Below are 12,943 nucleotides of genomic sequence, written 5' to 3' on the forward strand. Positions count from 1 at the left end.
AGACCGTCGGAATGGATTTTAAGAATGCCGAAGAGCTGTTAAAGCTCTGTGAAACCAATCACTGTTCTATATCAGAGATTATGAAGCAGAGGGAAATAGAACTTGGAGAGACCAGCGCAGATGCCGTCGAGAAGAAAATGGCGCACACATTGGAGATCATGAGGGAGTCTGCCTATACCCCAATACGAAAACCTCAGAAATCCATCGGCGGTCTGATTGGCGGAGAGGCAAAGCTTCTCCGCAAGCACAAGACCTCCAGGAAAAATATCTGTGGAAGTGTGTTGTCCGATGCGATCACTTATGCCATGGCGATTCTGGAGGTTAATACTTCTATGGGCTTGGTCGTAGCGTCCCCCACAGCAGGATCTTCTGGAATTGTTCCGGGACTTTTGCTGGCGCTGCAGGAAGAATACCATATTTCTGATGAGCGTCTGGTCCAGGCCCTGTTTAACGCAGGTGCCATCGGATATCTGGCGATGCGGAATGCCACGGTGGCAGGCGCAGTAGGCGGCTGTCAGGCCGAGGTAGGTGTTGCTTCTGCCATGGCAGCATCTGCCGCAGTGGAACTGATGGACGGAACTCCTAAGGAAAGTTTAAATGCTGCGTCCACCGTGCTGATGAATCTTCTGGGACTGGTATGTGATCCACTGGGCGGTTTAGTCGAGTGTCCTTGCCAGAACCGGAACGCCGCAGGTGTTTCCATTGCCTTAAGCGCGGCGGAAATTGCTTTAAGCGGTATTCCACAGATTATCCCGTTCGATGAAATGCTGGATACCATGTATGAGGTTGGAAAAAAACTGCCATCCGAGTTAAGAGAGACCGCCCTTGGCGGCTGCGCAGCAACACCAACTGGGTGCAGATTTGCGAAAAAGATGATGGATAATATGCAGAAAGCATAAGAAGAAAAGGCTTAACATTTCCCTCCATAACAGATACGTTTTATAAGACGAATTGTATTTGTTTATGGAGGGATTTTTTATTATGTACGCAACATTCTGGTCTCTGGTGCCGTCGGTTGTGGCAATATCGTAGGATCATCAAATTTTTGAGGGTTTGTCGATCTTGTTGAGAATTTGATGCAGCTGCGTCTAATCGAAGAGTCCAAAATTCATTGCGCCAGAGAGCATTTTAAGACAATCACCAATGGCGAAATGGTTTATGATGTGGTAAACAACTATCAGAGCCTGCTGGAGATAAGAATCAAAAAGAGGATTGTATGCTACAAGTATTTGATGCTGAGAATTGTCGTGCTGACATCGTGGATATCGATGCGTCGTTCTCGAAGCTCGAAATCGTGGTGAACGATGCTGTGAAAAATATCATTAAGGCAGTGGATGCTGGAAATATGATCGATGAATCTACGTTTGAAGACCGCTTCGGTGTGCGTTTGTATCTTTCAGAATTAAGTACCGGTTGCAAGGCTGCGATTTGTGTGGCACTCATGCCGGATCAGATGATCGATTTACAGGAATGTGGATTAAATACACGGGATGCGATTTCGATGATACCTGCTTTGTGACCCTTCAAAAGAATAAACTGGAGGTATCCCTGTGATCTATCTGTTTGAAGATAATCCGGAAATGACGTGAAAGCGTCGTTTCCGGATTTTTAGTATCACGGCCTGCCGGTGTCTGGATCAGTGAGGTAGTGAAAGCAACCAAGATAAGTCGCCGAATCCGCAAAATTACATTTGCTTTAGCACAGAGAAGTCAACGAAACATTGACCGCCCGAAGCATTTTTCATATAATACAAGTATAGAAGTGAACGAGGACAATGATGGAGGTATAGCAATGGCAAATATGAATGAGATCATCAGCAATAATATTATGCTGGTCATGAAAAAGCAGGGAAAGAAGCAGATCGACCTGTCTTCTTATCTAGGCGTGTCAAAACAGATTATAAGCAAGATGCTTAGTGGTGCCAGAATCATCAATGCAGTCGAACTGCAAAAAATAGCGGGATTTCTTGGGGTATCGATGGAAAGTCTGGTCGAAATTCCACAGATCATTCCGGAGACAAATACAGTAAAAGCTTTTATGGGCAAAGTAGAATCTCCAGAAGCAAAAGAAGGACTGCAAATTGCAGATGAGGTTGCGGATATGATTTGTTTCTACACACGCACGCGTGAAAACACCGAGAACATGATGCAGCCATGGGAGGCTTAATACTATGTGCAAAGTATTAGAGAACAGCCTTTTTGTGAAGGATAAGAAGAAATATAAGGTGATCACTGAATGTGTCACCCGCTTTAACTCTCTTTATAATAAAAACAATATTATCCGGGATGATATTTTCAATATACTGGAAAACTATGTGACGCGTCATGATATGCCGTTCAGCCTTCTTAGATATCCGATCGAAGATAAGGAGTTATGTGCCTGCACGTTTATTCGAAAGGGCTGCATGTTTGTGATGGTGAACTCCGATTTACCGTTATCAAAGCAGATCTTTGCAGCAGCACATGAGCTGTACCATATTTACTGCTATTTAGAGGAGAATGACCCGGTTCTTTTACAAACTGGTTCGATTTTAGAATCAAATGTGCTGGATGATGCAGCGAAAGAAGTGGAAGATATGGAGGCAAACGCATTTGCTGCGCTTTTGCTCGCACCGAAAGAACGATTAGAAGAACAGACGGATGTCTATAATTTATCGTATAAAGACGCTTCGGTTCAGACCATTCTCCGAATCATGGAAATCTTTGCGATTCCATATAAAGCTGCAGTATTAAGGCTGTTTGAAGAAGATAAAATAGATATTAAAACAGCCAGACGGCTTTTACAGGTTGATGAATCGGAAATCAACAAGCAGATTGATCTTACAGGGAAAGCAGCGCGATGGCAGGCTGTTACCAAAAATCTTATTCGATTTGGAAACCTGTCAGAACAAATGTATGATGCAGAACGCATGGAATCGGTTCGGCAGGAGCGTCTGGAGAGCGATACAGCAAGACTCTCTGAGCTGATTCGTCGATTAAATAAGCCGTGAGGAATGCACTATGGGAGTATGCAAAAAATGTGCCTTACTGGATACAGACTTTCTATACAAAACGCATTTGGCAAGAAATAAGGATCATCATACATTAGCGGATTTCGTTCTGGACTTTGAAGATTATGATTTTTTCTGTCATGAAATGATTCGGGAGGAATTAACGAGACATCAGATTCAACCTGATCCGAATCCATGGCTCGAAGATAAAATCAGGGAAGGTCGAATAAAGATATTTTCTGACCGTGACATCCTGAATGAGCTTCAACACATTTATGGGAAAGCAGCAACGAATATGTATCTGACGTTGCTGGAAATAAGCTGCGAAACATTCAATGCCGGTTTTTTCGAAAAATACTATAGTGCCATGCGTACACTTGATTATAGAGATGATGTCGAGGCCTTCCTGGTTGCACTAAAGACTTGCGATGACCGTATTCCACATAAGAATGGAGTAGGCGAGAAGAAAACATATGTGTTGATCCAGATGATGCAGATTCTTCAAGGCAATCAGGTGTATGTATTTTGTTCGGACGATTTTAAGGCACGACAGAGTATAGCCGGTCTGACTGCCCCTGTGAATTGCATCAGTATCCTGGGAATCTTTCATAAGCTGATGAAAATGGGGCATGAGAAAACTGAAATGCAGGAATACTACGATCACCTGACTTCCTTCTTAAAGAACCAAACAGAGTACAAAGTATGGTCTGTATCTGGATATCAGCGATTAAGAGTCCCTGTACAGAAAGTATTTGATGATATTTACATGGGAAAGTTCCAGCTGTTAAGAAACGGAGATTTACAGTATCGGGGCAGCATCGAATCTCTTGGCGAATTTCTTGATTAAACATTTCTTACACACATTGGGGCGAAGTGTGATAGAATAGAGGGGCGAGAGTTTATGAACAGTCAAAAAATAACGTATTTACGAGCTGCCCTTCGTTTTTTAAAGCCGTCTTGGTAGTGCGGAGGTCACCGGTCCGATTCCGGTTGCCAGCTTTCTTTATAGGGTGAGAAATCACTTGGAGGAGAGTCCAGAAATGGCGTAAAGTCGTCATTTCCGGGCTTTTTCTGTATCTTCATCCATCGATGGCACATAAGCGTGTATGCACAGTGGATGAACGTTTACAGCATGAAAAATTGGGGCGAAAGCGTGATTTTTGTGGGGCGGAAATTTTTAACAATCTCAGCAGAGCACATTTTTTGCCGCGATCTAGACAACTACATGAGGTGGCTCGAAACCGCCCAGTACGACCGCGGTCGCGGGAAGACGCATTGTTATCAGTACTATAGTTCATCCTCTTTAAATCGGGCAGTTCGTCTCGTAAAAGCTGTCATCGACGATTTCTATAAATATCGGCCGGAAAAATCACCGACCGACGTACTGCACTTCTTCAAGCAGCACGTGCGCCAAAAAACCTCCGAAGATTTTCTCACCGGTGAGGAATTCGAGCAGGCCATCCACTATTTCGAGTACTGTCGGACCGAACGCCGCTACTACATGGATCTGATCTATGCGGACGTCGCCATCCTCATGATGTACACACAGTTCTAGGCGATGATCTGACGGTCAAGTTTACTGGTTATAGTTCACTCGTGTACTGATCCGGCAGAGGACCGAAGGGGACGGCAACCTGCTGACGGAATGGTGCGAATAATGATGATGTATATCGCTTGACTACGCCGTACGGCTAATTATATAATTCATTTGTGATAAATTAGCCGTACGGCTCATTATTTATAAATGCAAGTATAATTTAGCCGTACGAACCAAATAACCAAACTCAACTTTAAAATAAGCCGTACGGCAGAATCGAGGCAACCTTATGAAGCTTTATGATTCAAGCGATTTCGGACTTGCGATTCGTAATCGTCGAAAAGAACTTCACTATACGCAGAGTACTCTTGCTGAGTTAACCGGCTTCAGTATAAGCTATATTTCTGATCTGGAGCGTGGCAAACCTACGGCAGAGCTTGAAAAAGCAATACACCTTGCAAACATTTTAGGCATGGACATCATTGCCGAGAAACGAGGATAGCCATGTTTAATCTTACTGTTATGATGGAAATATGCGGAATCAGCACCTGTGTCGGGCACATTACCGGTACAGATTCTTCTAATTCTTTTTTTTCGTATGACGATATCTATTTATCGACACCTGACTGTCGCCCCATATCGATCAGTCTACCGATCGAGAAAAAGCATTTCAGTCCCGAAGAGACGAAATGTTTCTTCGAGGGATTACTGCCAGAAGGTTTTACACGCAGATGTGTCGCAGAGAGACTTTGCGCTGATGAATCAGATTACTTGACACTTCTTTCCGTTCTCGGCAGCGAGTGCCTGGGGGCTATTAAAATAGTTGATCCGATAAATGGCGAAATCAAAGCAGCTTATAGACCTTTAGAAGATCACGAAATAACTGCACTTGCGGCGGAAGGCGCAAGCGAATCCGCAGAATTTGTAAGTAAATCCCATCTTTCGCTCACTGGTGCATCTGGAAAAGTCGGTTTATATTATGATTATGAGAAACATCAGTGGTATTTACCTATCGGAGATGCACCAAGCACACATATCATAAAGCAGAGCCATGTTCGATTAAAGAGAATTGTCGCAAATGAGCAATTATGTTTGCTGACCGCAAAGAATGTCGGGATTGATGTCCCAAACAGCTTTATTTTACAATTGAACGGTAGTGATGACGCAGATATTCTTTTTGCAACTGAGCGTTACGATCGAAAAATGCAGGATTCAAAAAGAATGCTGAATCATATGCCGGTTCCGTACCGCTTACATCAAGAAGATTTTTCACAGGCATTAGGGATTGCCGCCATAAATAAATATGAAAAAAATGGGCAGCATTATCTCAAAAGAATGTTTGATACGATCCGAAAAAACTGTTCGGACCCACTACATGACCAGCTGAAATTATGGGATCTTTGTGTTTTCAACTATCTTATCGGCAACACCGATAATCATATAAAAAATGTTTCACTACTATATAGCGAAGATTTACGATCCATTCATATCGCACCGGCTTATGATATCGTAAGTACCGTAGTTTATGAACGCAGCACCGAAAATATGGCCTTTAGTATCGATGGGATTTATGACATCCGCCAAATATCTCGAGATCATTTTGCAAATGAAGCAAAGTTATGTGGTCTCGGCGCAAAAATGGCACTTCGCCGATTCGATGACATGGTAGATAAGTTTGCCGATGCACTGAACCATGCCACAAATGATTTAGATAATCTTGGATTTCACGATGCACGGAGCTTAAGCCATCAGATTTTAGATAAAGGTGGAATTCATCATTACATATGAGCTATAAGTTAGTGAATAAACCGCTGTGTTGTCAATGCATCAAATCCTTATTCCCAGTTCTTTCCATACATATCCGGCAGTGGGACTCGAAGGGGCTGTAACACTGCATATTACTATTCACTCGTGGCTCGACGGACAGCAGCAAGAGTTTTCAAGGTTCTACACACCTTTTAGGTGTGGGAAGTTTGAGTTAGATACTGTTCCAGATGTTAGAAAAGCTTGGCTACGATGTGGAGCTGACTTATGTGAAGAGGGAAAAATAAGACGGAGGGGGGGTAAAATAATGACCTCAAGTGAGAAAAAGCATGAAGTGTTTGAAACAGCAAGTGCTGCAGACGAGATTTTGAAGTTTAAAAATCTTCTTGATGCAGGCATTATCACGCAGGAAGCGTTTAAAAAGAAAAAGTAGCAGTTGTTGGGATAAGGAAGAATAGAATGGTGAATTTGAGCAAATTGGAAGAAATAAAAGACCTGCGAACGGTGTGGCCGCATGAAGCTCTGGACTTTACTCCGTGGCTATCACAGGATGATAACATTGCCCTCCTTGCGGATGCAGTGGGGCTTGATATTACCGTCGATGAGACAGAGTCTTCAGTGGGAGATTTCAATGTCGATATCTTTGCGTCTGAGACGGGAACGGATCGAAAAATTATCATCGAGAATCAGCTGGAGGACACAAACCATGATCACCTAGGAAAGCTGATAACCTATGCGTCTGGCAAATCTGCGGATGTGATTATTTGGGTGGTGAAACACGCTCGAGAGGAACACAAGGCTGCAATTGAATGGTTAAACAACCACACCGATGAAAAGGTGGGATTTTTCCTTTGTGAGATTAAGTTGTATAGAATCGGCAATTCGGAACCGGCGGTAAAGTTTGAAGTTATTGAAAAGCCGAACGACTGGACAAAGGAAGTAAAGAAGAGTGATTCTGCAAATGCAACTCAGCAACAACGTTATGATTACTGGGTGGCATTCCAGGATTACGCTTTTCAGAATGCACAGTTTGCAAAAAACTTTAATCGTAGAAAGCCGTCCATGGATCACTGGATGAATTTCAGTGTGGGATCCTCTGCTTGCCACATCGCTGTTTCACAGATTCAGAAGCGCGACGAACTTGATGTGGAGTTGTATATCAGTGAGGATAAAGAGCTGTTCCACTCCCTCTTCGATAATAAGGATGCCATCGAATCCGATGCTACTTTGACTTTTGACTGGCGGGAACTGCCGGAGCGTAAGGCAAGCCGCATCGTTATCGAGAAGGGCGTGACCTTCGGAGACAAAAGCCAATGGAATACACAATTTGATTGGATTATTGATGTCATGCTCAAAATGAAGAAAGCGTTCAAGAAGTATTTATAATTTATCCTATTTGAGGGAGATGAAACAGAATGGGTGAGAAAGTATATAAGCCAATTGTAAAAGATGGAGATCACCTCATCCGTTCCAAGGACAATCCAGATCGCGTGAGAGGATTGACGCGGGACGAAAATAATCAGAATCCGGATATCATTGAGTGGGAAGAATACGATGTAGATGATTTACAGAGTGATGATTATGCTCCGTACCCTTATGAAGAGCAGCGCGTCCAATTAACACCGGAGCAGGAAGGATTGCAAATCAGAAGAACTGTGCATTGAACGGCAGAAAGAAGTTGAGAAGTTTCTCTCTGAAAAAGTGGCTGCCGGTTTAAACCAGTTGCTTTCAAATAAGAACCTACATTTGGACTTAAATACATCAAGGGAATTGTTCTCATTGACTGGTGGAGGGGTGCGGATTAATGGTGAATACGTTCCGGTACAGGCAATTAAAATTGATGAGGCATTAAAAGCAATACCGATATCAGATTCATAAAGGCTGGAAATTATGAGCAACGGAAAGAAAGGAGGGAGGGCTGCCAATGTACACACAAACAGCAGTAAAGCAGAATCCCCTACTCCGTAACGGTGCATACGGCATCGTTATGAGGGGTGTGCAAAAATGCATATGTGCGGGTGCATCGACGAGCGAACGCGTGAAGCTGACGAAGCAGCTGAAGGCGCTGAACGACCAGGCGACGGAAATTCATGCGTACGAGGAGAAGATCCATCATCTCGTCGACCAGATGATTTCCATCGACCTCGATGATGGCGTGAAGGTGAACTACGCCAAGTTCCAGGATGTGCTGGCGAAGATTAAGTGACGAAACCTTGAGGCAATTGGAAAGTAAACGACAAAAACGCTTACGTTGGGACAATAGTGAATACATGTGTTCATATTACATTGGACCGTTTTAACGAGGATGTACTATGATTGAGTTTGTGGCGATGAATCGCAAAGTGAATATCAACTTGGAACCAGGGCTTTATAATTTTCATCCGGATTTCGCCACAGGAAAAACCCTGCTTGCAAAAATGGTGAAATCCATCGGGGAAAAGGACAAAATCGCGATTACATACCATGATATGCTGATAGGGCTGGACCTCGAAAAGATCATCGCAGGCAAGCCACAGCTCTTAATTTTAGATCGCTTTGATTTATATGATCATGAAGCAGAAAAATTAGAAGTATTAAAGCATAGTAAGTGTGTTACGCTTGTAGATTATAAGACAGAAAGAAACTTTTGCGATTTCGATGATACCTGCTTTGTGATCCTTCAAAAGAATAAACTGGAGGTATCCCTGTGATCTATCTATTTGGAGATAAGCTGGACGATGACTTATCAAAGCTTTTTCGATAATAGATTAAGATTTCATAATTCTTTTGCAGCTTTTCAGGTCGGAACTATATCCACATTTATCGGTCTCATTCTAAACGGACACAATGTCCAAAAGGATGGCCGATAGGAAATTACCGAAAAGCAATGACCGTGAAATTATCAGGAAGCGTAAGGGAGGCACGTGTTGCCAGCGCATCGACGAGTGAACGCCTGAAGCCCACTAAGCAGAAAGGGGGTTTTTGTGAAAGAAGAGATTCATATGAGCATTTCCATTCCGACAGATGATGATGGATATGTTCTTTTAAAGTGTGAACATTGCGGGAACTTTTTTAAGGGAACTCCGGATGATTTGCAGGATGATGGCGTGTTACATGTATTTTGCCCAAGCTGTGGATTAATCAGCGACAGCTATATAACAGATGATGTTCTGGATCTTGCAAATAGAATGATAAAGAATTATGCCAACGACATTATTTATGATGCCTTCAAGGATTTGGAACGTCATAACAGCAAGAACAGTATGGTTAAGTTCAAGGTGAAAAAAAAGCCGCATCACGAGGCGGAAGATCCTATTTATTCTGGAATAGAGGCACTGGAAATATGTTCTTTTCCTTGCTGTAAACGAACCGCAAAAATCAAGCCATTACTAAAGATGACTGGTGCCTACTGTCCTTTTTGTGGGGTGAAAAATTATGAAATTGAATAGAAAAGAATTACGAATAATTCAATATGATTTTAACAGCTACTCTAATCGACTACTTCAGGCAGATTATGACGATTATGCTGATGTGCTTAGGAAATTTGTAAACTACATAGATAATATTCCGATTATAAGTGACTACATCCATGATTGCGGTAGCTGCGATTGGGATTTGGAAAATGAAATTAAAGAAGTACAAGGCTCCTACGGAAGGTTGATTTTTTCATTGGGTAAAACTGAGAGCGAAGAAATACGAAATGTGTATGCTGTTTTAAAATATTTAGCAGAAAACAACAGTTCAGTATATCGTGGTGTTGCCATGGGGTATTCTTCTTCATCTAAATGGCAAGATAAAATCAAAGGTTTTAATGACCGGTTTGTTATGGTGTTGATTCGCCATGTAGAACGCTATTTAACAAAAATAGGTATTGATATGGGTATAGATGAAAAGATTATTTATAATGTGACGGTGCAAAATGGTCAGGCTATTATTGCAAATGATAATTCATCTGTTACGTCAACTATAAATATAGGGGCAACAACAAACACTATCGAACAGTTGATTTCAGCAGTTAGGACAAGGCTGGACACTCTTACATCAGAGGAAGATAAGGAAACGGCATCTGAAAGCTTGGAAGTTATAGAAGCAGAAGTTGCAGCCGAAAAACCAAAGAAATCCATGATAAAGACGGCAATAGCTTCACTACAAGCCGTAAAAGGAACTGTCGAATTTGCATCGGCAGTTGCAGCTTTGATTCAATTTGTGAAGCAAATGCTATCGTGACAACGGTTAAAACTGTACAAGAGAGCGAGGTGTCAGTATGACCATAGAAGAAATTCTTGCAGGAGAGTCTAAGAATGTGGAGTTCAAGGAAAGTCTGCCGGAAAAGAGTATCAAATATATGAAATCTGTGGTTGCCTTTGCAAACGGAACCGGCGGGAAGATCATCTTCGGAGTTGCTGATAAAACCAGAGATGTTGTCGGCCTTGGCGAAGAAGATGTGTTCAAGGAAATGGATGCTATCGCCAATGCGGTATCGGACAGCTGTGAACCCGCCATTATACCTAATATTACAGTGCAGACGATTGATGGGAAAACCGTGATTGTCGTGGAGGTTTCGGAGGGGCGACAGCGCCCATATTATATCAAAGCTCTGGGACGAGAAGGTGGGGTATATGTCCGTGTTGCGGGCACCACCCGTCTCGCCGATGAATACATGATCAAGGAGCTTTTATTTGAGGGCAGTAACCGTCATTTTGATCAGGTTTTGTGTACCGGCCTGACCATTACGGATGCGCAAATTGATGATCTTTGTCAGGCCATGAAGGAGCAGGCCATAAGAAATGCGCGCAGCGATGAGCAAAAGGTGGCCATTAAGGATGTCGGCAAGCAGCAGCTGCGATCATGGGGCATTTTGATTGAGCGGGACGGAAAAGATTATCCATCCAATGCTTTTGCTATTTTGACTGGCAACGGAGGACTTCATGTTGCAACACAATGTGGCGTGTTTAAAGGGACAACGAAAGCAGTATTTGTTGACCGCAGAGAATACACCGGACCGCTTTGGGAACAGATCGATGAAGCATTTCAGTTTGTTCTGAGAAACATTCATCTGGGCGCTACCATCGTGGGGATTTATCGGCAAGATATTTATGAGATTCCACCAGATGCCATCCGTGAGTTGATTATTAACGCCATGGTCCATCGGAGTTATCTGGATCATGGTACGATACAGGTGGCCGTATATGACGATCGGCTGGAAATCACTTCTCCAGGAAAGCTACCTATGGGACAAACGATAGAGCGTATGAAGGAAGGGTATTCCAAAATACGAAATGAAGCACTGGCCTATGCGTTTTCCTATATGAATCTGATCGAACATTGGGGAAGTGGCATTCCGAGAATTATCGATAAAGTAAAAGCGGCCGGACTACGGGAGCCAGAGTTTATTGGCGGCGAAGTTGATTTGCGTATCAACATCTATCGAAAACAAGTTAAGCCAATTGATCCGAATGAGCTTAATGACGCCATAAAAGTGCCGGATACTGGTGAAAAGCTGCCGGATAGTACCGAAATAGTGCCGAATACTCGTGGAGGAATGCCGGATACTGCCGAAAAAGTGTCGAATGCTCATAAAGGAATGCCGGATAGTATCAGTGAAGTGCCGGATACATGGAATCCCGTGCCGGATACTGATAAAAAAATGCCCGATAATGAACAGGAACAGCGTATTTATAAATATGTATCCGAAAATGGCGCTATCAGTACTATTGAAACAGTAGAGCTTTTAGATGTTAAACAGCGTAGAGCCAGAGCGATTTTGTCCAATATGGTTAAGGACGGCTATTTGAGAAAAGAAGGTGCGGCTAGAAGCACGACTTATGTAAAAAATACAGAAGGAAAATAATGCAGCATGGATACAGACAAAGTAATACAGGATTTAAACCGGAGATTTGCTGCACCGCTGCCGGAGTTTTATAAGCGCCGCATCATCTTCTGGTATGACGAGGATCGAGAGTTCGAGGATAAGCTGGAGGATATAGAGATCGCAGATGCGAAGCCCGAAATCGTGGTGAACGATGCTGTGAAAAATATCATTAAGGCAGTGGATGCTGAAAATATGGAATCTACGTTTGAAGACCGCTTCGGTGTACGTTTTAACGAGGATGTACTATGATTGAGTTTGTGGCGATGAATCGTAAAGTGAATATCGACTTGGAACCAGGGCTGTATAATTTTCATCCGGATTCCGCTACAGGAAAAACCCTGCTTGTGAAAATGGTGAAATCCATCGGGGAAAAGGACAAAATCGCAATTACATACCATGATATGCTGATGGGGCTGGACCTCGAAAAGATCATTGCCGTCAAGCACAGGAAAATCCATCCGAGTAAGTGGTTCCTGAATATTAAGAAAAGAGAGTGCATATCGACCTTACTACTTTATTTTTCTGGCGAATCCTTGATGATATAATTAAAAAAATGAAGTCATTACTACTGGTATGATTCACCACATCTTTTCCTTATTATGGAAAAAGAGGATGAAAAGAGGACTTTTGGATATGACGAACCAATTATTTATAAGCGAGTATAACGCAAGACAAAAGAGAGGTGACAGTGTGTTGTTGACTGCCTAGATTGACTCCGGGCTGATCTTCTTGCGTGTCATGAGATTGATCTGTATACTGTCATGAGATTAAAAAGAAAGAAGGTCCGGGGTACCCTCTTTGC

General features: G+C 42.8%; 17 protein-coding genes and 1 pseudogene. All 18 read left to right on the forward strand.

Features of this window, described 5'->3' with window-relative positions; genetic code table 11:
* Positions 1–11: 11 nt before the first annotated feature.
* The 18 genes and pseudogenes from sdaAA to ACTNC3_RS06865 all read left to right on the forward strand — a co-directional run bounded on the left by sdaAA (position 12) and on the right by ACTNC3_RS06865 (position 12,686).
* Positions 12–899 (forward strand): L-serine ammonia-lyase, iron-sulfur-dependent, subunit alpha, encoded by an 888-nt coding sequence (sdaAA, locus tag ACTNC3_RS06780; RefSeq protein WP_441226896.1) that lies wholly within the window; start codon positions 12–14, stop codon positions 897–899.
* A 317-nt stretch (positions 900–1,216) separates the two neighbouring features.
* Complete coding sequence (locus tag ACTNC3_RS06785; RefSeq protein ID WP_441226897.1) at positions 1,217–1,519, forward strand: hypothetical protein; 303 nt, start codon at positions 1,217–1,219, stop codon at positions 1,517–1,519.
* 272 nt (positions 1,520–1,791) lie between these two features.
* Complete coding sequence (locus tag ACTNC3_RS06790) at positions 1,792–2,166, forward strand: helix-turn-helix domain-containing protein (protein ID WP_441226898.1); 375 nt, start codon at positions 1,792–1,794, stop codon at positions 2,164–2,166.
* 4 nt (positions 2,167–2,170) lie between these two features.
* The gene (locus tag ACTNC3_RS06795; protein WP_441226899.1) at positions 2,171–2,989 is read left to right on the forward strand and encodes an ImmA/IrrE family metallo-endopeptidase; all 819 of its coding nucleotides are present in this window, start codon (positions 2,171–2,173) and stop codon (positions 2,987–2,989) included.
* Positions 2,990–2,999: 10 nt separating this feature from the next.
* Entirely contained in the window at positions 3,000–3,836 is an 837-nt protein-coding gene (locus ACTNC3_RS06800) for a hypothetical protein (protein ID WP_441226900.1), read from the forward strand.
* 378 nt (positions 3,837–4,214) lie between these two features.
* Positions 4,215–4,544, forward strand: coding sequence for a hypothetical protein (locus ACTNC3_RS06805; protein WP_441226901.1), 330 nt, complete (start codon positions 4,215–4,217; stop codon positions 4,542–4,544).
* Between the two features lie 271 nt (positions 4,545–4,815).
* On the forward strand, positions 4,816–5,028 hold the full coding sequence (locus ACTNC3_RS06810; protein WP_410043719.1) for a helix-turn-helix domain-containing protein: 213 nt from the start codon (positions 4,816–4,818) through the stop codon (positions 5,026–5,028).
* A 2-nt stretch (positions 5,029–5,030) separates the two neighbouring features.
* Positions 5,031–6,314, forward strand: coding sequence for a HipA domain-containing protein (locus ACTNC3_RS06815; RefSeq protein ID WP_441226902.1), 1,284 nt, complete (start codon positions 5,031–5,033; stop codon positions 6,312–6,314).
* Between the two features lie 283 nt (positions 6,315–6,597).
* The gene (locus tag ACTNC3_RS06820; protein WP_441226903.1) at positions 6,598–6,723 is read left to right on the forward strand and encodes a hypothetical protein; all 126 of its coding nucleotides are present in this window, start codon (positions 6,598–6,600) and stop codon (positions 6,721–6,723) included.
* A gap of 26 nt (positions 6,724–6,749) precedes the next feature.
* Complete coding sequence (locus ACTNC3_RS06825) at positions 6,750–7,676, forward strand: DUF4268 domain-containing protein (protein ID WP_441226904.1); 927 nt, start codon at positions 6,750–6,752, stop codon at positions 7,674–7,676.
* Positions 7,677–7,705: 29 nt separating this feature from the next.
* Positions 7,706–7,954: a hypothetical protein gene (locus tag ACTNC3_RS06830; RefSeq protein ID WP_441226905.1), complete on the forward strand. Its 249-nt coding sequence runs from the start codon at positions 7,706–7,708 to the stop codon at positions 7,952–7,954.
* Positions 7,955–8,304: 350 nt separating this feature from the next.
* Positions 8,305–8,496, forward strand: a pseudogene (locus tag ACTNC3_RS06835) (hypothetical protein); the annotation flags it as partial.
* Between the two features lie 106 nt (positions 8,497–8,602).
* Positions 8,603–8,980 carry a hypothetical protein gene (locus ACTNC3_RS06840; protein WP_441226906.1) on the forward strand — a complete coding sequence of 126 codons (378 nt, stop codon included), beginning with the start codon at positions 8,603–8,605 and terminating at the stop codon, positions 8,978–8,980.
* A 273-nt stretch (positions 8,981–9,253) separates the two neighbouring features.
* Positions 9,254–9,718: a TFIIB-type zinc ribbon-containing protein gene (locus ACTNC3_RS06845; RefSeq protein ID WP_441226907.1), complete on the forward strand. Its 465-nt coding sequence runs from the start codon at positions 9,254–9,256 to the stop codon at positions 9,716–9,718.
* Positions 9,705–10,496 carry a hypothetical protein gene (locus ACTNC3_RS06850; protein WP_441226908.1) on the forward strand — a complete coding sequence of 264 codons (792 nt, stop codon included), beginning with the start codon at positions 9,705–9,707 and terminating at the stop codon, positions 10,494–10,496. Before ACTNC3_RS06845 ends, ACTNC3_RS06850 begins: the two co-directional genes overlap by 14 nt.
* A 37-nt stretch (positions 10,497–10,533) precedes the next feature.
* Complete coding sequence (locus ACTNC3_RS06855) at positions 10,534–12,120, forward strand: ATP-binding protein (RefSeq protein WP_441226909.1); 1,587 nt, start codon at positions 10,534–10,536, stop codon at positions 12,118–12,120.
* Positions 12,121–12,126: 6 nt separating this feature from the next.
* On the forward strand, positions 12,127–12,390 hold the full coding sequence (locus ACTNC3_RS06860) for a hypothetical protein (RefSeq protein ID WP_441226910.1): 264 nt from the start codon (positions 12,127–12,129) through the stop codon (positions 12,388–12,390).
* Complete coding sequence (locus ACTNC3_RS06865; RefSeq protein ID WP_441226911.1) at positions 12,387–12,686, forward strand: hypothetical protein; 300 nt, start codon at positions 12,387–12,389, stop codon at positions 12,684–12,686. The genes ACTNC3_RS06860 and ACTNC3_RS06865 overlap by 4 nt, the downstream gene beginning before the upstream one ends.
* Positions 12,687–12,943 lie beyond the last annotated feature (257 nt).

This window comes from Oribacterium sp. HCP3S3_B9, assembly GCF_052064255.1.
Lineage (GTDB): Bacteria > Bacillota > Clostridia > Lachnospirales > Lachnospiraceae > Oribacterium.

Excerpts from the sequence above, each read along its gene's own strand:
- ACTNC3_RS06785 (WP_441226897.1), top strand. The coding sequence starts at position 1,217 with ATGCTACAAGTATTTGATGCTGAGAATTGTCGTGCTGACATCGTGGAT.
- ACTNC3_RS06795 (WP_441226899.1), top strand. The coding sequence starts at position 2,171 with ATGTGCAAAGTATTAGAGAACAGCCTTTTTGTGAAGGATAAGAAGAAA.
- sdaAA (WP_441226896.1), top strand. The coding sequence starts at position 12 with ATGGATTTTAAGAATGCCGAAGAGCTGTTAAAGCTCTGTGAAACCAAT.
- ACTNC3_RS06805 (WP_441226901.1), top strand. The coding sequence starts at position 4,215 with ATGAGGTGGCTCGAAACCGCCCAGTACGACCGCGGTCGCGGGAAGACG.
- ACTNC3_RS06850 (WP_441226908.1), top strand. The coding sequence starts at position 9,705 with ATGAAATTGAATAGAAAAGAATTACGAATAATTCAATATGATTTTAAC.
- ACTNC3_RS06860 (WP_441226910.1), top strand. The coding sequence starts at position 12,127 with ATGGATACAGACAAAGTAATACAGGATTTAAACCGGAGATTTGCTGCA.
- ACTNC3_RS06865 (WP_441226911.1), top strand. The coding sequence starts at position 12,387 with ATGATTGAGTTTGTGGCGATGAATCGTAAAGTGAATATCGACTTGGAA.
- ACTNC3_RS06790 (WP_441226898.1), top strand. The coding sequence starts at position 1,792 with ATGGCAAATATGAATGAGATCATCAGCAATAATATTATGCTGGTCATG.
- ACTNC3_RS06830 (WP_441226905.1), top strand. The coding sequence starts at position 7,706 with ATGGGTGAGAAAGTATATAAGCCAATTGTAAAAGATGGAGATCACCTC.
- ACTNC3_RS06815 (WP_441226902.1), top strand. The coding sequence starts at position 5,031 with ATGTTTAATCTTACTGTTATGATGGAAATATGCGGAATCAGCACCTGT.
- ACTNC3_RS06820 (WP_441226903.1), top strand. The coding sequence starts at position 6,598 with ATGACCTCAAGTGAGAAAAAGCATGAAGTGTTTGAAACAGCAAGTGCT.
- ACTNC3_RS06855 (WP_441226909.1), top strand. The coding sequence starts at position 10,534 with ATGACCATAGAAGAAATTCTTGCAGGAGAGTCTAAGAATGTGGAGTTC.
- ACTNC3_RS06825 (WP_441226904.1), top strand. The coding sequence starts at position 6,750 with ATGGTGAATTTGAGCAAATTGGAAGAAATAAAAGACCTGCGAACGGTG.
- ACTNC3_RS06840 (WP_441226906.1), top strand. The coding sequence starts at position 8,603 with ATGATTGAGTTTGTGGCGATGAATCGCAAAGTGAATATCAACTTGGAA.
- ACTNC3_RS06800 (WP_441226900.1), top strand. The coding sequence starts at position 3,000 with ATGGGAGTATGCAAAAAATGTGCCTTACTGGATACAGACTTTCTATAC.
- ACTNC3_RS06810 (WP_410043719.1), top strand. The coding sequence starts at position 4,816 with ATGAAGCTTTATGATTCAAGCGATTTCGGACTTGCGATTCGTAATCGT.